The 21,082-nt window shown below is 59.5% G+C and carries 22 protein-coding genes and 1 tRNA gene; 11 read left to right on the forward strand and 12 right to left on the reverse strand.

Annotated features, from left to right (window positions below):
* Positions 1-22: 22 nt before the first annotated feature.
* The 9 genes from ACN0SC_RS10325 to ACN0SC_RS10365 form a co-directional block, all read right to left on the reverse strand.
* Positions 23-298 carry a hypothetical protein gene (locus ACN0SC_RS10325; protein WP_417249603.1) on the reverse strand — a complete coding sequence of 92 codons (276 nt, stop codon included), beginning with the start codon at positions 296-298 and terminating at the stop codon, positions 23-25.
* Positions 298-2,106 carry a succinate dehydrogenase flavoprotein subunit gene (gene sdhA / locus ACN0SC_RS10330; protein WP_417249604.1) on the reverse strand — a complete coding sequence of 603 codons (1,809 nt, stop codon included), beginning with the start codon at positions 2,104-2,106 and terminating at the stop codon, positions 298-300. Before sdhA ends, ACN0SC_RS10325 begins: the two co-directional genes overlap by 1 nt.
* Before the next feature lie 23 nt (positions 2,107-2,129).
* Positions 2,130-2,504 (reverse strand): succinate dehydrogenase, hydrophobic membrane anchor protein, encoded by a 375-nt coding sequence (gene sdhD, locus ACN0SC_RS10335; RefSeq protein ID WP_417249605.1) that lies wholly within the window; start codon positions 2,502-2,504, stop codon positions 2,130-2,132.
* An 11-nt stretch (positions 2,505-2,515) separates the two neighbouring features.
* On the reverse strand, positions 2,516-2,914 hold the full coding sequence (gene sdhC, locus ACN0SC_RS10340; RefSeq protein WP_417249606.1) for a succinate dehydrogenase, cytochrome b556 subunit: 399 nt from the start codon (positions 2,912-2,914) through the stop codon (positions 2,516-2,518).
* Positions 2,915-3,200: 286 nt separating this feature from the next.
* Positions 3,201-4,232: a MaoC family dehydratase gene (locus tag ACN0SC_RS10345; RefSeq protein WP_417249607.1), complete on the reverse strand. Its 1,032-nt coding sequence runs from the start codon at positions 4,230-4,232 to the stop codon at positions 3,201-3,203.
* Between the two features lie 72 nt (positions 4,233-4,304).
* Positions 4,305-4,508, reverse strand: coding sequence for a DUF1737 domain-containing protein (locus ACN0SC_RS10350; protein ID WP_417249608.1), 204 nt, complete (start codon positions 4,506-4,508; stop codon positions 4,305-4,307).
* A gap of 10 nt (positions 4,509-4,518) precedes the next feature.
* Positions 4,519-5,067: an NnrU family protein gene (locus tag ACN0SC_RS10355; RefSeq protein WP_417249609.1), complete on the reverse strand. Its 549-nt coding sequence runs from the start codon at positions 5,065-5,067 to the stop codon at positions 4,519-4,521.
* Between the two features lie 3 nt (positions 5,068-5,070).
* Complete coding sequence (locus tag ACN0SC_RS10360; protein ID WP_417249610.1) at positions 5,071-5,919, reverse strand: HpcH/HpaI aldolase/citrate lyase family protein; 849 nt, start codon at positions 5,917-5,919, stop codon at positions 5,071-5,073.
* 136 nt (positions 5,920-6,055) lie between these two features.
* Positions 6,056-6,808 carry a sulfite exporter TauE/SafE family protein gene (locus tag ACN0SC_RS10365; RefSeq protein ID WP_417249611.1) on the reverse strand — a complete coding sequence of 251 codons (753 nt, stop codon included), beginning with the start codon at positions 6,806-6,808 and terminating at the stop codon, positions 6,056-6,058.
* Positions 6,809-6,973: 165 nt separating this feature from the next.
* Between ACN0SC_RS10365 and mdh the strand changes: the two genes are divergently transcribed.
* The 9 genes from mdh to lpdA all read left to right on the forward strand — a co-directional run bounded on the left by mdh (position 6,974) and on the right by lpdA (position 18,215).
* The gene (gene mdh / locus ACN0SC_RS10370; RefSeq protein WP_417249612.1) at positions 6,974-7,936 is read left to right on the forward strand and encodes a malate dehydrogenase; all 963 of its coding nucleotides are present in this window, start codon (positions 6,974-6,976) and stop codon (positions 7,934-7,936) included.
* 328 nt (positions 7,937-8,264) lie between these two features.
* Entirely contained in the window at positions 8,265-9,458 is a 1,194-nt protein-coding gene (gene sucC, locus ACN0SC_RS10375; protein ID WP_417249613.1) for an ADP-forming succinate--CoA ligase subunit beta, read from the forward strand.
* 193 nt (positions 9,459-9,651) lie between these two features.
* Positions 9,652-10,323: a hypothetical protein gene (locus ACN0SC_RS10380; protein ID WP_417249614.1), complete on the forward strand. Its 672-nt coding sequence runs from the start codon at positions 9,652-9,654 to the stop codon at positions 10,321-10,323.
* Positions 10,324-10,380: 57 nt separating this feature from the next.
* A complete protein-coding gene (gene sucD / locus ACN0SC_RS10385) occupies positions 10,381-11,268 on the forward strand; it encodes a succinate--CoA ligase subunit alpha (RefSeq protein ID WP_417249615.1) in 888 nt (295 codons plus the stop codon).
* A gap of 134 nt (positions 11,269-11,402) precedes the next feature.
* Complete coding sequence (locus ACN0SC_RS10390; RefSeq protein ID WP_417249616.1) at positions 11,403-14,363, forward strand: 2-oxoglutarate dehydrogenase E1 component; 2,961 nt, start codon at positions 11,403-11,405, stop codon at positions 14,361-14,363.
* 4 nt (positions 14,364-14,367) lie between these two features.
* Positions 14,368-15,855 (forward strand): 2-oxoglutarate dehydrogenase complex dihydrolipoyllysine-residue succinyltransferase, encoded by a 1,488-nt coding sequence (gene odhB / locus ACN0SC_RS10395; protein ID WP_417249617.1) that lies wholly within the window; start codon positions 14,368-14,370, stop codon positions 15,853-15,855.
* A gap of 53 nt (positions 15,856-15,908) precedes the next feature.
* On the forward strand, positions 15,909-16,310 hold the full coding sequence (locus tag ACN0SC_RS10400) for a hypothetical protein (RefSeq protein WP_417249618.1): 402 nt from the start codon (positions 15,909-15,911) through the stop codon (positions 16,308-16,310).
* Entirely contained in the window at positions 16,307-16,702 is a 396-nt protein-coding gene (locus tag ACN0SC_RS10405; protein WP_417249619.1) for an MAPEG family protein, read from the forward strand. The genes ACN0SC_RS10400 and ACN0SC_RS10405 overlap by 4 nt, the downstream gene beginning before the upstream one ends.
* Positions 16,703-16,820: 118 nt before the next feature.
* The gene (lpdA, locus tag ACN0SC_RS10410; RefSeq protein ID WP_417249620.1) at positions 16,821-18,215 is read left to right on the forward strand and encodes a dihydrolipoyl dehydrogenase; all 1,395 of its coding nucleotides are present in this window, start codon (positions 16,821-16,823) and stop codon (positions 18,213-18,215) included.
* Positions 18,216-18,294: 79 nt separating this feature from the next.
* On the opposite strand, the gene ACN0SC_RS10415 is transcribed toward lpdA, so the two are convergent.
* Genes ACN0SC_RS10415 through ACN0SC_RS10425 form a run of 3 tightly spaced genes read right to left on the reverse strand, consistent with a single transcriptional unit; the run spans position 18,295 to position 20,188 of the window.
* Positions 18,295-18,774 (reverse strand): acyl-CoA thioesterase, encoded by a 480-nt coding sequence (locus ACN0SC_RS10415; protein WP_417249621.1) that lies wholly within the window; start codon positions 18,772-18,774, stop codon positions 18,295-18,297.
* A gap of 33 nt (positions 18,775-18,807) precedes the next feature.
* Positions 18,808-19,461: a GntR family transcriptional regulator gene (locus ACN0SC_RS10420; RefSeq protein WP_417249622.1), complete on the reverse strand. Its 654-nt coding sequence runs from the start codon at positions 19,459-19,461 to the stop codon at positions 18,808-18,810.
* Between the two features lie 31 nt (positions 19,462-19,492).
* Positions 19,493-20,188 carry a M48 family metallopeptidase gene (locus ACN0SC_RS10425; RefSeq protein ID WP_417249623.1) on the reverse strand — a complete coding sequence of 232 codons (696 nt, stop codon included), beginning with the start codon at positions 20,186-20,188 and terminating at the stop codon, positions 19,493-19,495.
* A gap of 168 nt (positions 20,189-20,356) precedes the next feature.
* Here ACN0SC_RS10425 and ACN0SC_RS10430 point away from each other — a divergent pair, with 168 nt between their 5' ends.
* Complete coding sequence (locus ACN0SC_RS10430) at positions 20,357-20,671, forward strand: TIGR02300 family protein (RefSeq protein ID WP_417249624.1); 315 nt, start codon at positions 20,357-20,359, stop codon at positions 20,669-20,671.
* Positions 20,672-20,786: 115 nt separating this feature from the next.
* Positions 20,787-20,862, forward strand: a tRNA-Ala gene (locus tag ACN0SC_RS10435).
* Positions 20,863-21,082 lie beyond the last annotated feature (220 nt).

The raw sequence follows: 21,082 nt of genomic DNA on the forward strand, positions 1-21,082 counted from the left end.
TTAGGTGTCAAACGGCCGCGCATCAGCGACCGTCCTTGATACAGTAGCCAGACCCGCCAACGAAAACGGAGGTCCCACAATCGAAGGTGGATTTTCCGTAATCGCCAGAAAGCTCGGGAACATAGTCTTCACGCGCCTTCGCATCTGCGGCGGCATCGGAATATGTCTGCGCGTCTGTGATGGCTGCGGGCTCGCGCCCTTGCATGGCGACGCCGAAATTGCCAACCGCATCGCAACCGCTCAAGGCAAGTGCGGCAAACGCCACGCCTGCCGTCGCGAATGTGAAACGGCCGCGCATCAAAACGTCCTCGCCTTCGGCGCGATCTTCTTGACCGAGATGCCGCCGTCTTTCTCTTTGACGAGCGGCTCCTTGATCACGTCGCGGTAGGTGAGCGATACCGAGTTGCCATCGACATGGCTGATGGTGTGCACCCGCCAGTTCTTGTCGTCGCGGTCGGGATAGTCCTCGTGGGCGTGCGCCCCGCGGCTCTCCTTGCGCGCCTCAGCGCCAACGATGGTGGCCAGCGCGTTCGGCATCAGGTTGGTCAGCTCCAGCGTCTCCATGAGATCGGAGTTCCAGATCAGCGAACGGTCGGTCACGTGCAGATCGTCCAGCTTGCCCGCAACGGCGGTCATCTTCTCGACCCCCTCCTTGAGCGTCTTGTCGGTGCGGAACACGGCGGCGTCTGCCTGCATCGTCTTCTGCATCTCAAGCCGCAATTCGGCGGTCGGGATATTGCCCTTGGCGTGGCGCAGACCGTCGAAACGGTCGAAAGCCTTGTCCACCGACGCTTGGTTCAGCGCGGGGTTCGGCGTGGACGGATCGACGATCTCGCCCGCACGGATCGCGGCAGCACGGCCAAAGACGACGAGGTCGATCAGCGAGTTGGAACCAAGACGGTTTGCGCCATGCACCGAGGCACAGCCCGCTTCGCCCACGGCCATCAGACCCGGAACGACCGCATTGGGGTCTTTCTTCGTCGGGTTGAGAACCTCGCCGTGATAGTTCGTCGGAATACCGCCCATGTTGTAGTGAACGGTCGGCAGCACGGGAATCGGCTCTTTGGTCACATCCACACCAGCGAAGATTTTCGCGGATTCGGAAATACCCGGGAGGCGTTCGGCCAGCGCTTCGGCGGGCAAGTGACTGAGGTTGAGGTGAATGTGATCACCATTCTCACCCACACCGCGCCCTTCGCGGATTTCCAGCGTCATCGAACGGGACACGTAGTCACGCGGCGCGAGATCCTTGTAGGTCGGCGCATAGCGCTCCATGAAACGCTCACCTTCGGAGTTGGTGAGATAGCCACCTTCCCCGCGCGCACCTTCGGTGATCAGACAGCCAGAGCCGTAGATACCCGTCGGGTGGAACTGAACGAATTCCATGTCCTGAAGCGCAAGACCTGCGCGCGCCACCATGCCGCCACCGTCGCCAGTGCAGGTGTGAGCGGATGTCGCGGAGAAGTAGGCGCGGCCATAGCCGCCCGTGGCCAGCACGACCATCTTCGCATTGAACACATGCATCGTGCCGTCATCGAGCTTCCAGCAGACAACCCCCTGACACACGCCGTCTTCGGACATGATCAGGTCGATGGCGAAATACTCGACATAGAATTCGGCGTTATTCTTGAGCGACTGGCCGTAAAGCGTGTGCAGGATCGCGTGACCCGTGCGGTCAGCCGCGGCACAGGTGCGCTGCACGGGCGGGCCTTCACCGAATTCAGTGGTGTGGCCGCCGAAAGGACGTTGGTAGATCTTGCCCTCTTCGGTGCGCGAGAACGGCACGCCGTAATGCTCAAGTTCGTAAACCGCCTTGGGCGCTTCGCGGGCAAGATATTCCATCGCGTCGGTGTCGCCGAGCCAGTCGGAGCCCTTCACGGTGTCATACATGTGCCACTGCCAGCTGTCGGGCCCCATGTTGCCAAGAGAGGCCGCAATGCCCCCCTGCGCGGCAACCGTGTGCGAGCGGGTCGGGAAGACCTTCGTCACACAGGCGGTGCGCAGACCCTGTTCCGCCATACCAAGCGTTGCACGAAGGCCAGAGCCACCGGCACCGACGACAACCACGTCATAGTCGTGGGTTTCATATTCATATGCTGCTGTCATTACTCAGTCTTTCTTCGCGCGCATTACTGAATGGCGAGTTTCAAAAGGGCGAACAGTCCGCTCGCCATCAGCGTGTAGCAAAATCCTGCGACTACGATCAGCGTCAGCTTGCGCTTGATACCGCCCACATAGTCCTCAACGGCCTCATCCACTTCGGTCTTGAAATGGATGATCCCGCCAACGAGGCAAAGCGCTGTGGCAATCGCGTGGAAAGGCTTGCTGTAGAAGGCAACCACATCCTCGTAAGACCCGCCCAGAGCGCTGCCGAATGTAAAGATGAACAGGGGCACAAGCACGATCAGCGACAGAGAGGTCGCGATGGTCAGCCAGTGGTGATGCGCACTCGATCCGCCAGCACCAAGCCCGACAGCACGTTTACGGTCTGTAAGAAAATTCATATCCAGCCCTCTCAGCACACAAGAAACACGATCGCGGTCAGAACGCTCAGGATAGTTGCCCCGATAAACATGCCCCAACCCATTTTTTCCGATGTCTCGACATCAAGTAGATACCCGAAGTCCCAGACAACGTGCCGGAGGCGTCCAAGCATGTGGAACCAGAGCGCCCATGTCGCGAGGAACACCGCCGCATTGCCGATCCAGCTCGTATAGATCCCGTCGATCATCTTGAATGCTTCGGGCGACGTTGCCGCCGCGAGGAACCAACAGACGACGAAGAACATAGAGATCAGCGAAGCTATGCCGGTGATGCGAACCATGATCGAAGACATGGACGTCATTTGCGGCCGATAATACGGGCCGATCATAAAGGGGGAAAGCGGACGATTGCCGCGGTTCACATCAGCCATGGATGCTGTCCTTTCACGATTGATGCGGTCATTGATTGCCCCCGTAATACCCTTTTTGCACGGCGAGTCACCACCCGTGAGCGCTAACGCACCCCGAAAACAACACAAGCCATGTCGATTTTCGGCCCATGTGATCACAAATTATTTGGCGTGATCACAAAAACCTTCAAATATGCAGCTTTGTGAATTGATCCACATCAAAGGGCGTGGCCCGACCGCATTAACCCGACAAAAACACACGGGAATTTGCTTTCTGCGCGAAAACGCCCCGCAGGGCGCCTTCGGCTCAAAGCGGCATCAAGGCCCAGTAATCGAGATCAAGAAGCACGTCGGGATGGTATTTCCCGTCCTCTCCCTTGAGCGCAAACTCGGGCGCGCCGTCTTTATAGGCCACCAGCCGCAAACGGATCGCTCCGACACCTGGAGCGGGGGTCTCCGCCTTATCGAGCACTTCGGAATAGGCCCGCACCGTGTCACCCGCAAAACAGGGATTGGCATGGGCACCGCTGTTGAGCGCCACAATCATCTGCGCATTGGCCAAGCCGTTGAAACTGAGCGCGCGGGCCAGCGAAATGACGTGCCCGCCGTAGATCAGACGCTTTCCGTCCGCGCGATTGGTCGCGTCAAAGTGGACCTTGGCCGTGTTCTGCCACAGCCGCGTGGCCATCATGTGCTCTGCGTCCTCGATGGTCACGCCATCCACATGGTCGATCCGTTCGCCCACTTCGTAGTCTGCCCAGCGATGCTCCTCGCCCGCCAGCGTGAAGTTGTAGCGCAAGAAATCCAGACCTTCGGGAATCACCAGATCTTCGACCGAGACGTTTCCCGCCAGATCTGGGATCACCGCCTCAGGCGCGGGTGCGTCCAGATCACCTTTACGCACCATCACCCAGCGAACATACTCAAGAACTTCCTCGTCGAACTGGTTGATCCCCTTGGTACGGACCCAGACGACGCCAGACTTGCCGTTGGAATTCTGCTTCACTCCGATGACCTCGGAAACCGAGCGCAGCGTATCGCCTGCTACCACAGGTTTGAGCCAACGCCCTTCGGCATAGCCAAGGTTAGCCACAGCATTGAGCGAAATATCAGGCACGCTTTTCCCGAAGACCGTGTGGAAGGCGATCAGATCGTCCAGCGGCGCGACCTCCAGCCCGCATTCGGCGGCGAACTCATCGGAGGAATAGAGTGCATGACGCGCGGGATAGAGCGCATGATAAAGCGCCCGTTCACCCCCTGACAGGGTGCGCGGCACAGCATGCTCAATCACCTGACCGACATGGTAATCCTCAAAAAATCGTCCCGAATTGGTTTTCATCTCTCTACTCTTCCAATGGCTGTCGGGCGGATGCCGCGCGTGGGCCTGCGCATCCCCGCCCGATCAGGGAGCCTAAAGCTGGCCCAGTTTCACCTCAGGCGAATAGTCGCCCTCGGCCTCCTTCACCACGGCCTGCGCACAGCGCATCTTCCCCGTGGTCGCATCAAACGCATAGGACGGCGAGCCATGCAGCGCCCATCCCTTGTTCAGCGCCTCTGTCACCTTGTGGCAAAAGGCCGACGTGTCTTCTTCGGTCAGCAATCTGTAGGCTTTCATCGCGCACACCTCACATCGGGAACGGCGAAGGGCCGATATACATGTGGAGCACCCCGATCACCGCAAAGACCACCAAGGTGATCAGCGCCAACCGCACATCTCCCGCGACCGACCCGCCCGTATAGGGCACGTAATCGGAAACCTTCGCGTTGATGACCACCATTTCAACCAAGGCCCAGATCAGCAAACCGCCGAACAACACGATCGAAGCCACATCGCCGTTGACCAAAAGGTGCGCCACGGACCAAACAACAACCCCCGCGAGCATCGGATGCCGCATTTTCGCACGCAGACGGCTCTTGGAATTGCCAAGGCCCAGCAACGCCACCGCAATCAGCATCAGCAGGTTGTTAATGTGGCGGGTAAATTCGGGCAGCACGTAGAGCACATCGCTCTCGTTCCCGCGATAGCCGATCACCATCATGAGAACTGACGCAACGATCACAATGGCAATCGGTGACTTGCCCCTTTCGCCTAGCTTCGCGCGCGCGGTCGGCGCGAGCCGTTTAAACAGGTGCGCGCCGCTCCACAGCAACACCCCCAAGATCAAGAATTCCATGGCTTACTCCATCGCGTTGATTGCATCATGCTTGGCGAGCGTGGCCCGCGCCGTCACGATATGCAAATTCTCCACGATTTTACCATCCACAACCGCAACCCCCTCGCCGCGCGCTTCCGCCTCCTCAAAGGCAGCGATCTGGCGGCGGGCGAGGTCCACTTCTTCCGCACTGGGCGCAAAGGCGGCATTGGCGATTTCAAGCTGCGCAGGGTGGATCAGGGTCTTGCCATCAAATCCCATGTCGCGGCCCTGCTCGCATTCCGCCTGCAACCCCTCGGCATCCTTGAAGGCATTATATACCCCGTCGAGCGCCACCAACCCGTAGGCGCGCGCAGCGATCAGGCACAGGTGCAGCCCGCCCATCATCGGCAAACGGTCGGCGCGGTGACGGGTGTTGAGTTCCTTGGCGAGGTCGTTCGTGCCCATCACAAAGCCCGCCATGCGAGGATGAGCGGCGATCTCGGGCGCGTTGATCATGCCTAGCGGCGTTTCCATCATCGTCCAAAGCGGCACGTCGGGGATAGCCTGCGCCAGTTCCTCGACCATCTCCGCGTTCTCGACCTTCGGCAAAAGGATGCCGTCGATATCCGCCCCTTTGAAAGCGGCCACATCGTCACGGCCCCAAGGGGTATCGAACCCGTTCACACGCACGATTTTGGCCCGTGCGCCGTAGCCCCCCGCAGCAATCGCCGCAACAAGCGTTGCGCGCGCACCGACCTTTTCGTCGGGTGCAACCGCATCTTCAAGATCGAACAGAATCGCGTCACAGGCCAGACCCTTCGCCTTTTCCAAGGCGCGCTCCTTGGAGCCTGGAATATAGAGAGCAGAGCGGAACGGGCGGGCCTGTGTCATTGGTTCTTCCCTTCGGGCAAATTGGTCGAGCAACATTATTGCGCAAAGAGGCACATTTCGGCACCATTGCGCAAGCCCAAATGCGCCGCGACGCAGAAATTTTCGTGCCGCTTATCCCGAATCCGTCAAACGTCGCTCAGGTCAGCGCGTCAAAAATCAACTTCGTGCCCGTGACGACAAGGAAGATATAGGCCAGCGCAAAGAACAGACGGTCCGACATCTTGTGGTGCATATAGGCTCCGATCAACACGCCCGCGACGGCGGCGGGAATCAGCATCACATCTGCCTTAAAGGTATCAGCGCTGAAAATACCAACGATGAAATAGGGGATGAACTTGAGCAGATTTATCGCCCAAAACACCAGAACGCTGGTTGCCTGATAGGTGGTCTTATCCATCTTCTGACTAAGCATATATACGGCGGCGGGTGGCCCGCCCGCATGGCTGATAAAGGAAGTGAAGCCCGTCACGCCCCCCCAGAACAGCCCGCCCTTTGTGCCCATCTGCGTCTTCGGCGTCGGCACCCATCCGCGTGCCTTGGCACCTTGGTAGGCGACGAATCCGATCGCCACGACCCCGATCAGAAAGCGGAACACATCTGGCGAGGCGACCCCGTAGAGCAATCCCGCCAGCGCAATTCCTGGCAAGGAACCAACAATCAGATTGCGCGCGATTTTCCAGTCCCACTTGCGCCAGAACACACGGAGCGCGGTCACATCCATCACCATCAGAAGCGGCAGCATCAGTCCGATGGCCTGTCCCGGGGTGAGAATCAGCGCCAGAAAAGGTGTCGCGGCAAAGGCCGCCGCTGATCCGAAACCGCCCTTCGACATGCCCGCAAAAATCACCGCAGGGATCGCAAAGGCGAAAAAATGGGCATCAAGGACCATGGGCCGCTCCGATTTCTTAAATATCTCTTTCCCCGATGAATAAGGCGGGTTTAACGCTAACGCCAGCGGGTTGCCCCCGCGTGCGGCCGCTAGCGCCCTTGCACCAATGCACGCAAAGGGCTACCCATGCGCCCGTTCTCAATCCAACTGACCGGAGACAAATTCATGGCCAGACCCAAGATTGCCCTAATCGGCGCAGGTCAAATCGGCGGCACGCTCGCCCACCTCGCCGCTCTCAAAGAACTTGGTGACGTCGTTCTGTTCGACATCGCAGAAGGCACCCCGCAGGGCAAAGCCCTCGATATCGCGGAGTCCGGCCCGTCCGAGGGGTTCGACGCAACAATGGTCGGCACCAACGATTACGCCGACATCGCAGGCGCTGATGTCTGCATCGTCACCGCTGGTGTTCCCCGTAAGCCCGGCATGTCACGCGACGACCTTCTCGGCATCAACCTCAAGGTGATGAAGTCGGTCGGCGAAGGCATCAAAGCCCACGCACCCGACGCATTCGTTATCTGCATCACCAACCCGCTCGACGCGATGGTTTGGGCGCTGCAACAGTATTCCGGCCTGCCCACCAACAAGGTTGTCGGCATGGCTGGCGTTCTCGACAGCGCACGCTTCCGCCACTTCCTGTCGGTGGAATTCAACGTCTCCATGAAAGACGTCACCGCCTTCGTTCTCGGCGGCCACGGCGACACCATGGTGCCCTCCACCCGTTACTCCACCGTTGGCGGCATCCCGCTGCCCGATCTGGTGGAAATGGGCTGGACCACGCAGGAAAAACTCGACGCGATCATCCAGCGCACCCGTGACGGTGGCGCCGAAATCGTTGGCCTGCTGAAAACCGGCTCCGCCTTCTACGCCCCTGCCACCTCCGCAATCGAGATGGCCGAAGCCTACCTCAAAGACCAAAAACGCCTCCTGCCCTGCGCGGCTTACTGCGATGGCGAACTTGGCCTCGACGGCTTCTACGTCGGCGTCCCGACGATCATCGGCGCGGGCGGCATCGAGAAGGTCGTGGACATCAAGCTCTCCAAAGAAGAGCAGGCGATGTTCGACAAATCCGTGGATGCGGTCAAAGGTCTCGTGGAAGCCTGCAAAGGCATCGACAGCAACCTCGGCTGATCGGCCCCACAACACGACATTTCAAAAGGCCCGTGCATCGCGCGGGCCTTTTTCGTGGCAGCAGTTTATCTGTCACCACGCGATCCGCCAGAACGCTCGGCACGAGTCGATACCATGCCGCGCACCAAGATACCCATCAAAGGGGCATATCGCGGCTTCGCCGTGATTCTCATCACACGCAGCCGATTTGTGATCACACGATTTGACGCTGTGATCACAAAAGTGAAAATTCAGGCACATTTACCGCTAACACGGCAAATAATCGTTTCTTCAGCCCGATCGGGTGTGTCATGTGGGCAGTGAACACGAACGATAATAGGACAGTTCCATGAATATCCACGAGTACCAGGCCAAAAGCCTTCTCAAGGAATATGGCGCCCCCGTCTCTGACGGTCGCGTCGTTCTGAACGCCAACGACGCCAAAGCGGCGGCAGGCGAGCTTGACGGCCCGCTGTGGGTGGTGAAAGCCCAGATCCACGCAGGTGGCCGCGGCAAGGGTTCCTTCAAGGAAGCCGGCGCAGGCGAAAAAGGCGGTGTGCGACTGGCCAAATCGGTCGAGGAAGCCGCTCAGGAAGCCAACCGTATGCTCGGCCACACACTCGTGACCCATCAGACCGGCCCCGCAGGCAAACAGGTCAACCGCATCTACATCGAGGACGGTTCCGACATCGAGCGCGAACTCTACCTCGCCCTTCTCGTGGATCGCCAGTCTTCCCGCGTTTCCATCGTCGCTTCCACTGAAGGCGGTATGGACATCGAGGAAGTGGCTGACAAGACACCCGAGAAAATTCTCTCCTTCTCCATCGATCCCGCCACGGGCCTGCAAGGGTTCCACGGCCGCCGCGTCGCATTTGCTCTGGGCCTCGAAGGCAAGCAGGTCAAACAATGCGTGCAGCTGATCTCCAACCTCTACCGTCTCTTCGTCGAGAAAGACATGGAGATGCTGGAAATCAACCCGCTGATCGTCACCCCCGCGGGCGACATCAAATGCCTCGACTGTAAAGCAGGCTTTGACGGCAACGCACTCTATCGTCACCCCGACATCGTGGGCCTACGTGACGAAACCGAAGAAGACCCCAAAGAACTCGCCGCGTCCCAACACGACCTCAACTACATCGCGCTTGATGGCGAGATCGGTTGCATGGTGAACGGCGCGGGTCTGGCGATGGCCACCATGGACATCATCAAACTCTACGGCGCAGAGCCTGCCAACTTCCTCGACGTAGGCGGCGGCGCGACCAAAGAGAAAGTCACCGAAGCGTTCAAGATCATCACCTCTGACGACAACGTCAAAGGCATCCTCGTGAACATCTTCGGTGGCATCATGCGCTGTGACATCATCGCAGAAGGCGTCATCGCCGCCGTGAAAGAAGTGGGCCTTCAGGTGCCGCTCGTTGTCCGTCTCGAAGGCACCAACGTTGAAAAAGGCAAAGAGATCATCGCGAACTCCGGCCTCAACGTCATCGCTGCCGACGACCTCAAAGACGGCGCGCAGAAAATCGTGAAAGCGGTGAAGGGCTGATCGAGATGCATACCGCATTTTCCGCAGCAACAGTTTGCATGTCAGCTCCCCTTTCGGGGGCTGGCACTGCTGTTACGACTCACGCGATATCGACCGCGGCGGGAAATGCCTTGGCGTCGGATAGTTTCGGCTCTGGCCGAAACTATGCCCTTGCAAACGCGGAACGGTTTTTCCCTGTAAATGAGGTGCGCCAATGAACGCTCCCGCAGCATACTCAAGCCGTAAATCCGGTCTGGGATTGGTATTTGGCGCAGCAGCAGTGATCCTTGTGTTGATTGTGCTGGTGGCGCAATTGCCGTTGGCAAGCCAGAAATCGATCGTGGCTGAAGGCGGCCTTTTCGAAGTTGCGTCCATGCTTGGCTATATCGGCTGCATTGTGTTGTTGTTCGTGCTGTGGCCGCGCGAGGCGGTTTGGTCCAAGTGGTACTTCGTTGTCGTGCTTGCTGTCTGTGCAGCACGCGAGCTGGATCTGGACAAAATCCCTTTTACAGAGGGTCTCCTCAAACTGCGCCAATATACTGGTGATACGGTCGGTCCGGTCGAACTGGTGATTTCAGCTGCGATCCTGCTAGGTATTATTGCAAGCTGTCTGATCCTTCTGCGCCGTGAAACACGGGCTTTCCTTGCCGGTCTGGCACGCTTTGACGCAGCATCGGTTGCGGTGCTTTTGGGCGTGGTCTTTCTCGTTTTCTCCAAATCCATCGACGGGATTGCGCGCAAACTTGAACCATTCGGCATCTCCGTCAGTGAAGACCAGAACAACCTTTTCGGCGTCATCGAAGAAGTCGGCGAATTTGGCATCCCTCTTATGTTTGCCATCGCCATCATCCTTATATCCCGCAGCCCCTTTGGGCGTGACGGTTAACTCTCACCGCGCCGCGTTTGGGCGCCCTTAGAATTGAACCAGAGAAAGCACAACGACATGGCTATCCTCGTAGACGAAAACACCAAGGTTATCTGTCAGGGCTTCACAGGCTCGCAAGGCACCTTCCACTCCGAGCAAGCGATTGCTTACGGCACCAAGATGGTCGGCGGCGTGACCCCGGGCAAAGGTGGCCAAAAGCACCTCGACCTGCCCGTGTTCAACTCCGTGCATGAGGCGAAGCACGTCACCGAAGCCAATGCTTCCGTGATCTACGTGCCCCCGCCCTTCGCAGCCGACTCGATCCTCGAAGCGATCGACGCCGAAATGGAACTGATCATCTGCATCACCGAGGGCATTCCTGTTCTCGACATGATGAAGGTCAAACGTGCGCTCGAAGGCAGCTCCTCGCGCCTCATCGGCCCGAACTGCCCTGGTGTCATCACGCCCGACGCCTGCAAAATCGGCATCATGCCGGGTCACATTCACAAGCGCGGCTCCGTGGGTGTTGTGTCCCGCTCGGGCACGCTGACCTATGAAGCTGTGAAGCAGACCTCCGATCTCGGCCTCGGCCAGTCCACCGCTGTGGGCATCGGCGGCGACCCGATCAAAGGCACAGAGCACATCGACGTGCTCGACATGTTCCTCGACGACGACGAAACCCAGTCGATCATCATGATCGGTGAAATCGGTGGTTCCGCTGAAGAGGAAGCCGCCGAGTTCCTCGCCGAGCAGCGCAAAAAAGGCCGTTGGAAACCGACCGCTGGCTTCATCGCTGGTCGCACCGCACCTCCGGGCCGCCGCATGGGCCACGCTGGCGCCATCGTCGCAGGCGGCAAGGGCGATGCGGAAAGCAAGATTGAAGCTATGAAATCCGCTGGTATCGTTGTGGCCGACAGCCCCGCTACGCTGGGCGAAGCCGTCGCGGAAGCGATCAAAAACGGCTAATCGCCTCTCGCAAGAGCTGGAAAAAACTTCGCCTGCGCCCACATTAATCGGGGCGCAGGCGCACCCACTTAAAGGCGATGTGCGCCTCATACGCACGAAACACACGGCCACGCCGTCCAGAAAGGTCAAGAGAGATGAACGACCACTCCTCCAACGACGAGTTCCACGCCTCCTCCTTTATGCAGGGGCATAACGCGGAGTATCTCGAACAGGTCTATGCGCAATATACGCAAGACCCCTCCTCCGTGGATGAAAGCTGGGCCGCGTTCTTCGCGTCGCTCGGTGACAACTCGCTCGATGTGCAGGCCGAGGCCGCTGGCCCCTCATGGGCGCGCGCCGACTGGCCGCCCGTTCCCAACGACGAACTGACTTCCGCGCTTGACGGTCAATGGGCCGAGCCCGCCGCCGTGGAGAAAAAGATCCGCGAAAAAGCCGTCGAGAAGAAAGTCGATCTCTCCGAGGACGTGATCCAGCGTGCCGTTCTGGACTCGGTGCGCGCGTTGATGATTATCCGCGCCTACCGTATCCGCGGCCACCTCGTCGCCGATCTCGATCCGCTTGGTATGCGCGATGCGACACCGCATCCCGAACTGGACCCAAAAAGCTACGGCTTCACCGAAGCCGACATGGACCGCCCGATCTTCCTCGATCATGTGCTGGGCCTGCATACCGCCTCCATGCGCACCATTCTGGAGATCGTCAAACGCACCTATTGCGGCACCTTCGCGCTGCAATACATGCACATCTCCGACCCCGAACAAGCGGGCTGGCTCAAGGAGCGCATTGAGGGCTATGGCAAGGAAATCGCCTTCACCCGCGAGGGCCGCAAGGCGATCCTGAACAAGCTCGTCGAGGCCGAAGGTTTCGAGAAATTCCTGCACGTCAAATACATGGGCACGAAGCGTTTCGGCCTTGATGGCGGCGAAAGCCTCATCCCCGCGATGGAACAGATCATCAAACGCGGCGGCAACCTCGGCGCGAAAGAGGTCGTGATCGGGATGCCCCACCGTGGGCGTCTGTCGGTTCTCGCCAACGTGATGAGCAAACCCTACCGCGCGATCTTCAACGAATTTCAGGGCGGCTCCTTCAAACCCGACGATGTGGACGGTTCCGGCGATGTGAAATATCACCTCGGCGCGTCCTCCGACCGCGAGTTTGATGGCAACAAGGTCCACCTGTCGCTCACTGCGAACCCCTCGCACCTTGAGGCGGTGAACCCCGTTGTGCTCGGCAAGGTCCGCGCCAAGACCGACCAGAAAAACGACCCTGATCGCACCTCCGTGATCCCCGTGCTTCTGCACGGCGACGCAGCCTTTGCGGGTCAGGGTGTCGTGGCCGAATGTTTCGGCCTGTCGGGTCTGCGCGGTCACAAAACGGGCGGCACGATCCATATCGTTGTGAACAACCAGATCGGCTTCACCACCGCGCCGCACTTCTCGCGCTCCTCGCCTTATCCGACGGATATCGCGCTGATGGTCGAGGCCCCGATCTTCCACGTCAACGGCGACGATCCGGAAGCCGTGGTCCACGCGGCCAAAGTGGCCACCGAGTTCCGCCAGAAGTTCCACAAAGACGTGGTCATCGACATCTTCTGCTACCGCCGCTTCGGTCACAACGAAGGCGACGAGCCGATGTTCACCAACCCGCAGATGTATACCAACATCAAGCGGCACAAAACGACGCTGCAACTCTACACCGAGCGTCTCGTCAAGGATGGTCTCATCCCCGAAGGCGAGATCGAGGATATGAAGGCGCAGTTCCAGTCGCACCTCAACGACGAGTTCGAGGCGGGCAAGACCTACAAGCCGAACAAGGCCGACTGGCTCGACGGGCGCTGGAAACACCTCAACGCCGAGGGCGAAGAGTATCAGCGCGGCGAAACCGCGATTTCCGAACAGACCATGACGGAAGTGGGCAAGTCGCTGACCTCCTATCCCGAGGAATTCAACATCCACAAAACCGTGGCGCGCCAACTCGCGGCCAAGGCGAAGATGTTTGAAGAGGGCAAGGGCTTCGACTGGGCCACGGCCGAGGCGCTGGCCTTCGGCTCCCTGCTCACGGAAGGCTACCCCGTGCGCCTGTCGGGTCAGGACTCCACACGCGGCACCTTCTCGCAACGCCACTCGGCCTTCATCAACCAGTCGACCGAGGAGCGCTACTACCCGCTCAACAACATCCGAGAGGGTCAGGCGCATTACGAGGTCATCGACTCGATGCTCTCCGAATACGCCGTGCTGGGCTTCGAATACGGCTACTCGCTGGCCGAACCCAACGCGCTGACGCTCTGGGAAGCACAGTTCGGCGACTTCGCCAACGGTGCGCAGATCATGTTCGACCAGTTCATCTCCTCGGGCGAAAGCAAATGGCTGCGCATGTCGGGCCTCGTCTGCCTGCTGCCGCACGGCTATGAGGGTCAGGGACCGGAGCACTCCTCCGCGCGCCTTGAACGCTTCCTGCAAATGTGTGGTCAGGACAACTGGATCGTCGCCAACTGCTCGACGCCAGCCAACTACTTCCACATCCTGCGCCGCCAGATCCACCGCAGCTACCGTAAACCGCTTGTCCTGATGACGCCGAAATCCCTTCTGCGTCACAAACTCGCGGTCTCCGATGCCAAGGATTTCGTCACGGGATCATCTTTCCACCGCGTTCTGTGGGACGATGCCGACTCCACCTCGCCCACGGGCCTGAGCGAGACCAAGCTGGTCAAGGACGAGAAGATCAAACGCGTCGTCATGTGTTCGGGCAAGGTCTACTACGACCTGCTCGAAGCCCGCGACGCCGCTGGCATCGACGACGTCTACATCATGCGCCTCGAACAGTTCTACCCCTTCCCCGCCCTCAGCCTCGTCAAGGAGCTGGAGCGCTTCAAGAACGCCGAAATGGTCTGGTGTCAGGAAGAGCCGAAGAACCAAGGCGCGTGGAATTTCGTGGAGCCCAACATCGAATGGGTTCTCACCCGTATCGGCGCCAAACACACCCGTCCCACCTACACGGGTCGTAACGCCTCCGCATCGCCCGCAACGGGCCTTGCCTCGCAGCACAAAGCACAACAAACGGCGCTCGTGAACGATGCGCTCAACATCGAAGGATAACCCCATGTCCGTAGAAGTCCGCGTCCCCACCCTTGGCGAAAGCGTCACCGAGGCCACTGTCGCCACATGGTTCAAAAAGCCTGGCGATGCTGTTGCCGTCGATGAAATGCTCTGTGAGCTGGAAACCGACAAAGTGACCGTCGAAGTGCCCTCGCCCGCCGCTGGCACCCTTGGCGAAATCGTCGCTGCCGAAGGCGAAACCGTCGGTGTCGACGCCCTGCTCGCCACGCTCTCCGAGGGAGAAGGGGCCGCTCCCGCACCCAAGGCCGAAGCCAAAGCCGAGCCCGCACCTGCCGCATCCGCTGCCGAAACCGTCGACGTGATGGTTCCGACCCTTGGCGAAAGCGTCTCCGAGGCCACCGTTGCCACATGGTTCAAAGCCGTAGGTGACAGCGTTGCCGCCGACGAAATGCTCTGCGAACTCGAAACAGATAAAGTCTCCGTCGAAGTGCCCGCCCCTGCCGCTGGCACCCTGACCGCGATCATCGCGAACGAAGGCGACACTGTCTCCGCTGGCGGTAAACTGGCCGAGCTTTCCTCTGGCGCTGGCGCTGCCTCCGCCGCTGCGGCACCTGCCGCCGCTGCCCCTGCCGCTTCGACAGGCAAGGACGTGGAAAACGCCCCCTCCGCCAACAAGCTGATGGCCGAGAAAGGCATCGACCCCGCTTCCGTCACGGGCACGGGCAAAGACGGTCGCATCATGAAAGAGGACGTGCTCAAAGCCGCCTCCGCGCCCGCCAAGGCGCCCGCACCCTCTGCTGCACCGCGCCCTGCATCGCCCGCCGATGACGCCGCCCGCGAAGAGCGCGTGAAAATGACAAAGCTGCGCCAGACCATCGCGCGCCGCCTCAAAGAGAGCCAGAACACCGCCGCCATGCTCACCACCTACAACGAGGTGGACATGACCGAGGTGATGGCCCTGCGCAAACAATACAAAGACGAGTTCGAGAAGAAGCACGGCGCACGCCTCGGCTTCATGTCCTTCTTCACCAAGGCCTGTGTCCACGCGCTCAAAGAAGTGCCGGAAGTGAACGCCGAAATCGACGGCACCGATGTGGTCTACAAGAACTTCGTCCACATGGGCATCGCCGCTGGCACACCGCAAGGCCTCGTCGTTCCCGTCCTGCGTGACGTGGACAACAAGAGCTTCGCCGAGATCGAGAAAGAGATCGCCGAGAAAGGCAAACGCGCCCGCGACGGGAAACTGTCCATGGCCGAAATGCAGGGCGGCACCTTCACCATCTCCAATGGTGGTGTCTATGGCTCGCTGATGTCCTCCCCGATCCTCAACCCGCCGCAGTCGGGTATCCTCGGCATGCACAAGATCCAAGAGCGCCCCATGGCGATCAACGGTGAAGTCGTGATCCGCCCGATGATGTATCTGGCCCTCTCCTACGATCACCGCATCGTCGACGGCAAAGGCGCCGTGACCTTCCTCGTGCGCGTCAAAGAAGCGCTCGAAGATCCGCGTCGCCTGCTGATGGATCTGTAAGAATAACTTGGGCGGGCCAACGGCCCGCTCAATCATTCGGAAGTTGTGAGATCATGGATAACTTCGAAAGAAGCGAAATTGTAATCGCGAAAATTCTCGATAACGCCATAGAAATTGGCATCCAAGAGTGGACACTACAGTTCTCCAATCTCATGCTAGACGATGAATACGCCCCTTACTTTTATCCATGTCTTAAATGGCTGGAAGCAGAAGGGATAATTCGCGTAGAGGCATATCATCGAACAATCGGTGATATCGCAGGTGGCGTAGTCCAAAATATCAGTCTAACTTCTTATGGTTTGGTCGCCCTAGGCCACACCATCAAAATTGGCGACGATACTGACAAGATGTCGGAAGCTGTTAAAAAAGTAAGTTCTGGCGAGAAATCCTACGCGCAAGTGGGCGACTTCCTTGGCGGAATACTAGGTGGCTTCACAAAGTCTATTAGCTCATGACCCAAACACTCATCCCCCTCGCCCTCGCAGGCCTCATGCACTTCGTTCAATTCGCGGTGGCCTCTGTCATGGCGAACCGTGATCTTGGCTCGGACTACACGTCAGGGTCGCGCGACAATGCGCCGAGCCGCGAGATGCGTCCCGCCACCGCGCGGATGATGCGTGCCTATGACAACCACGTGGAGATGTTCCCCTTCTTCGCCGCCGCCGTGTTGCTCATCACCGTGACCGCGCAGGAGACCACCGTCACCTCGGCGGCTGCGTGGGTCTACCTCGCCGCACGCGTCCTCTACATCCCCGCCTATGCTTTCGGGTGGAACCCTTGGCGCTCCCTCGTCTGGATCATCGCCATGCTGGCCACCATCGCCCTCTACATCGCCGCTCTCATCTGAACGGCCCCGCCCTTTCACCTCGGGTTTACCGACAAACCTGACCAAAACAGATGACATACAGATAGCCGACGCATAGCAGACAGCTATCCGACAGCGAAAATCGACCAAGGAGAACCCCATGGCTTCCTACGACGCAATCATCATCGGTGCTGGCCCCGGCGGCTATGTATCCGCCATCCGCTGCGCCCAACTGGGCCTCAAGACCGCCGTGGTCGAAGGCCGCGAAACGCTTGGCGGCACCTGCCTCAATGTCGGCTGTATCCCCTCGAAAGCCCTGCTCCACGCCTCGCATCTTCTGCATGAGGCGGAGCACAATTTCGCCAAGATGGGCCTCAAGGGAAAGTCCCCCTCCGTCGATTGGCCGCAGATGAAGAAATACAAAGAAGAGACCGTCGGCCAGAACACGGGCGGCATCGAATTTCTCTTTAAAAAGAACAAGATCGACTGGATCAAAGGTTGGGCTTCGATCCCTGCTGCGGGTAAGGTCAAAGTGGGTGACGAGGTTCACGAGGCGAAGAATATCATCGTCGCATCGGGCTCCGTTCCCTCCTCGCTTCCTGGCATCGAGGTGGACAATGAGAAGGGCATGGTCGTCGACAGCACGGGCGCGCTCGACCTGCCGAAAGTGCCCAAGAAAATGGTCGTGATCGGCGCGGGTGTCATCGGTCTGGAGCTTGGTTCCGTCTACGCCCGTCTGGGTACGGAAGTGACCGTAGTCGAGTTCTTGGACGCCATCACCCCCGGCATGGACGCGGAAGTGCAGCGCAACTTCCAGAAACTCCTGACAAAACAGGGCCTTAAGTTCATCCTCGGCGCCGCAGTTCAGGGCGTGGAGACGACGAAAACCAAGGCCAAAGTCACCTACAAACTGCGCAAGGACGACAGCGAAGAGACCATCGACGCCGATGTCGTTCTGGTCGCCACAGGCCGCAAACCCTACACTGACGGACTTGGCCTTGAGGCGCTTGGCGTCGAGATGACCGAGCGCGGTCAAATCAAGACCGACGCCAACTGGGCCACCTCCGTCAAAGGCATCTACGCCATCGGCGACACCATCGCTGGCCCCATGCTCGCGCACAAAGCCGAGGACGAAGGCATGGCGGTTGCCGAAGTGCTCGCAGGCAAGCATGGCCACGTGAATTACGACGTGATCCCTGGCGTGATCTACACCACCCCCGAAGTCGCCTCGGTCGGCAAAACCGAGCAGCAGCTCAAAGAAGAAGGCCGCGCCTACAAGGTCGGTAAATTCTCCTTCATGGCCAACGCCCGCGCCAAGGCCGTGCAACAAGGCGACGGCTTCGTGAAGCTGATCGTGGACAAAGAAACCGACCGCGTTCTGGGCTGCCACATCATCGGACCGGGTGCGGGTGATCTGATCCACGAAGTTTGCGTCACGATGGAATACGGCGGCTCCGCACAGGACATCGCGCTCACCTGCCACGCCCACCCGACCTTCTCCGAGGCGGTGCGCGAGGCGGCTTTGGCCTGCGGAGATGGGGCGATCCACGCCTAAGGGCTAATCACCTGACACTAAAAGGAAACCCGCGCGGAAATGACCGCGCGGGTTTCCTGCTTTCCGAAAGGCGAAAGCCTCAGTGTCCCGAAATCGCGGCGAGTTTGGCTTCGGTCTCACGGCGCAATTCCTTACGCAGTTTCGCGGCTTTCCAACGGCGTTTGTCCACTTCCGTTTTCGGCTCGAACCGTGGCACTTCGGTGGACTGCCCGTGGTCATCGACAGCCACCATCGTGAAGTAGCACGAGTTGGTGTGGCGGACTTTCTGGCGGCGGATGTCCTCCGCCTCAACGCGGATACCGATCTCCATCGAAGAGCGACCAACGTAGTTCACCGTCGCCTTGAAGTGGACCATTTCGCCAACGTGAATCGGTTCCTTGAACACCACCTGATCGACCGAAAGCGTCACCGCATATTCGCCCGAATAACGCGAGGCGCAGGAGAAGGCGACGAGGTCGAGAAGTTTAAGCAAGGCACCCCCGTGGACCTTGCCTGAGAAGTTGGCAAGATCGGGCGTCATCACCTCGGTCATGTCGAGGGAGCGTTTCAGTTCGGGCATCGGGCGTTCTCCAGTGTCGGTCTTGAAGTCGGTCTAAACAGTCAGCATCCGCAGCCCCTGCGTCACATCCGACCGCACCGCCAACCGCAACCCCGGCTCGTCGCCTGCACGTAGGGCCGCGACGATCAGGCGATGATTATGCGGCACTTCTGTACGGTTAAGGCGGGCATAGAGCGCGCGCATGGTAGGGCCGAGCTGGAGCCAGACTGTCTCGGTCAGCGCCAGCATCGCGGGCGCTTGGGCGCGCAGGTAGAGGGTGCGGTGGAAATCGAGATTGGCGCGGATGTAGCCCACATCGTCGTGCTTGGCGACGGCCTCCGCAATGACCGTGTTGGCCGCCTGAAGCCGCTCAATCAGCGCCATGTGGGCGCGCGGTAGAGCACGGGACGCAAGCTCGGGCTCGATCAACGCACGGATCGCGGCAAGTTCCTCGATCCGCTCCCCCGAAAGCTCGGGCGTTGTCACGCGACCAGAAGCCGAAAGCTGCAAACCCCCGTCCGCCACCAGCCGCCGCACCGCCTCGCGGGCGGGTGTCATGGAGACATCATACATCTTGCCAATACCGCGCAGGGTCAGCGCCTGCCCCGGACGGATTTCGCCGTGCATGATCTTGGACCGCAGCGCGCGGTAGACCCGATCATGGGCGGCGGTCAGCGTGTCGGTGGTGCGCGAGATAGGTGTCAGCATGGGCGGACTGTGATCACAAAGTTGCAGGGCGTCAACGCGAGAAATCCCAGCTGTGCAAACTATGTCCATCCGTGCGCAACCAGTCGCGGTGGCGGCGATAGTCAGGGCAGACCTTAGCGACATTCGCCCAATAGGCGGCGCTGTGATTCATCTCCAGTAGATGCGCAACTTCATGCGCAGCCACGTAGTCGAGAACCTCTTGCGGCGCCATGACCAAGCGCCACGAATACATCAGGTTGCCCTCGGAAGTGCACGATCCCCAGCGTGAACGGGTATCGCGCAGAGTAATCTTGCCAAAAGACACACCAAGCGCCTCGGCGTAGTGATCGGAGGCCACCTGCAGCCGCGTGCGTGCCTGAAGTTTGAGAAACGCCAGAATACGCGCGGGAATCATCTCGCCATCGCCAGGCACCACAAGGCGATCTTCCTCAAGACGTGCCGCCCGTCCCGTGCCGCTAACGATCTCGGTGTCGCGCCCGAGGAAAGGAATCGTCCCGCCAATCTCAGGCCTTTGCGCTACAACCGTGCGCCCTAGATGCCCGCGAAGCCACGCCTCTTTCTCCCGCAGGAAGGCAATCGCCTCCCCCTCACGCACCGAACGCGGCATGGTCAGCGTAACCCGCCCGTCCAGCCGCGACACACGCAAAGACAGCCGCCGCGCCTGCTTGGAACGCCGCAACGTCACCGAAATCGGCGCCTCGCCCTCTATCACATAGGAATCGGCCATCCGCCTCCCCAAATTACAACAATGCGCCCAAGCAATACCGCGCACCGCGAAAGCACACCACCGCGATCACATCAATTTGCCGCCAAAAGCCTTTGACAGCCCGCGTTTGATGTGGCAATCCGCGCGGGTCTTACCCAAATGGCCTTGCACAAACGAAAGGGATTGCACATGCCCAAAGAGGAATGGGGCGTCAAACGCGTCTGCCCGACCACGGGCAAGCGGTTTTATGACCTGAACGCCGATCCGATCATCTCCCCCTACACTGGCGAGACCGTGACGTTCGACGCGAACAACAAAAGTCAGGTCGCCGTTGAAGCCAAAGCCAAGCCCGTCGAAGAAGAGGATGTCATCGACACTGATGACGATCTGCTCGATGATGATACCGACGTTGAAATCGACGACGATCTTCTCGACGACGATGACGACAATGATGATGTGTCGCTCGACGAGATTGCCGACGTGGCAGCCGACGACGACAACTGATCTGGCAACGTCGATTTTTCGCTTGCAACTGTGAGCGGATCTAAATATCTAGCGCGGGCGGACGGAAATCGTCCCCCGCCAGACAGCCGGAAAGACGGCACAAAGACTTGGTTTTGGGGCCTTAGCTCAGCTGGGAGAGCGCCTGCATGGCATGCAGGAGGTCAGCGGTTCGATCCCGCTAGGCTCCACCAAATCCTTTCATCATCAAAAATGAACGACACGCAAGCCGACATTCGCGATCTCTTTCGTGACGCGCTATACCCGTGCCTTCCCCCAGTGAGTCGTGATTTCCTTCGGTGAATTACACCGTCACTGGGCACCTCTCGGACCAAGCCACCCGCGCCTTATGCCCTGTCATTTACAACGCCCCCAACGGACACCAAAGGCCCGTGACTGATCCGACTTCGCAAG

It is taken from the genome of Celeribacter sp. (genome assembly GCF_048261515.1).
In the GTDB taxonomy this organism is placed as follows: Bacteria; Pseudomonadota; Alphaproteobacteria; order Rhodobacterales; family Rhodobacteraceae; genus Celeribacter.

Excerpts from the sequence above, each read along its gene's own strand:
- ACN0SC_RS10325 (WP_417249603.1), bottom strand. The coding sequence starts at position 298 with ATGCGCGGCCGTTTCACATTCGCGACGGCAGGCGTGGCGTTTGCCGCA.
- sdhA (WP_417249604.1), bottom strand. The coding sequence starts at position 2,106 with ATGACAGCAGCATATGAATATGAAACCCACGACTATGACGTGGTTGTC.
- sdhD (WP_417249605.1), bottom strand. The coding sequence starts at position 2,504 with ATGAATTTTCTTACAGACCGTAAACGTGCTGTCGGGCTTGGTGCTGGC.
- sdhC (WP_417249606.1), bottom strand. The coding sequence starts at position 2,914 with ATGGCTGATGTGAACCGCGGCAATCGTCCGCTTTCCCCCTTTATGATC.
- ACN0SC_RS10345 (WP_417249607.1), bottom strand. The coding sequence starts at position 4,232 with ATGAAAACCAATTCGGGACGATTTTTTGAGGATTACCATGTCGGTCAG.
- ACN0SC_RS10350 (WP_417249608.1), bottom strand. The coding sequence starts at position 4,508 with ATGAAAGCCTACAGATTGCTGACCGAAGAAGACACGTCGGCCTTTTGC.
- ACN0SC_RS10355 (WP_417249609.1), bottom strand. The coding sequence starts at position 5,067 with ATGGAATTCTTGATCTTGGGGGTGTTGCTGTGGAGCGGCGCGCACCTG.
- ACN0SC_RS10360 (WP_417249610.1), bottom strand. The coding sequence starts at position 5,919 with ATGACACAGGCCCGCCCGTTCCGCTCTGCTCTCTATATTCCAGGCTCC.
- ACN0SC_RS10365 (WP_417249611.1), bottom strand. The coding sequence starts at position 6,808 with ATGGTCCTTGATGCCCATTTTTTCGCCTTTGCGATCCCTGCGGTGATT.
- mdh (WP_417249612.1), top strand. The coding sequence starts at position 6,974 with ATGGCCAGACCCAAGATTGCCCTAATCGGCGCAGGTCAAATCGGCGGC.
- sucC (WP_417249613.1), top strand. The coding sequence starts at position 8,265 with ATGAATATCCACGAGTACCAGGCCAAAAGCCTTCTCAAGGAATATGGC.
- ACN0SC_RS10380 (WP_417249614.1), top strand. The coding sequence starts at position 9,652 with ATGAACGCTCCCGCAGCATACTCAAGCCGTAAATCCGGTCTGGGATTG.
- sucD (WP_417249615.1), top strand. The coding sequence starts at position 10,381 with ATGGCTATCCTCGTAGACGAAAACACCAAGGTTATCTGTCAGGGCTTC.
- ACN0SC_RS10390 (WP_417249616.1), top strand. The coding sequence starts at position 11,403 with ATGAACGACCACTCCTCCAACGACGAGTTCCACGCCTCCTCCTTTATG.
- odhB (WP_417249617.1), top strand. The coding sequence starts at position 14,368 with ATGTCCGTAGAAGTCCGCGTCCCCACCCTTGGCGAAAGCGTCACCGAG.
- ACN0SC_RS10400 (WP_417249618.1), top strand. The coding sequence starts at position 15,909 with ATGGATAACTTCGAAAGAAGCGAAATTGTAATCGCGAAAATTCTCGAT.
- ACN0SC_RS10405 (WP_417249619.1), top strand. The coding sequence starts at position 16,307 with ATGACCCAAACACTCATCCCCCTCGCCCTCGCAGGCCTCATGCACTTC.
- lpdA (WP_417249620.1), top strand. The coding sequence starts at position 16,821 with ATGGCTTCCTACGACGCAATCATCATCGGTGCTGGCCCCGGCGGCTAT.
- ACN0SC_RS10415 (WP_417249621.1), bottom strand. The coding sequence starts at position 18,774 with ATGCCCGAACTGAAACGCTCCCTCGACATGACCGAGGTGATGACGCCC.
- ACN0SC_RS10420 (WP_417249622.1), bottom strand. The coding sequence starts at position 19,461 with ATGCTGACACCTATCTCGCGCACCACCGACACGCTGACCGCCGCCCAT.
- ACN0SC_RS10425 (WP_417249623.1), bottom strand. The coding sequence starts at position 20,188 with ATGGCCGATTCCTATGTGATAGAGGGCGAGGCGCCGATTTCGGTGACG.
- ACN0SC_RS10430 (WP_417249624.1), top strand. The coding sequence starts at position 20,357 with ATGCCCAAAGAGGAATGGGGCGTCAAACGCGTCTGCCCGACCACGGGC.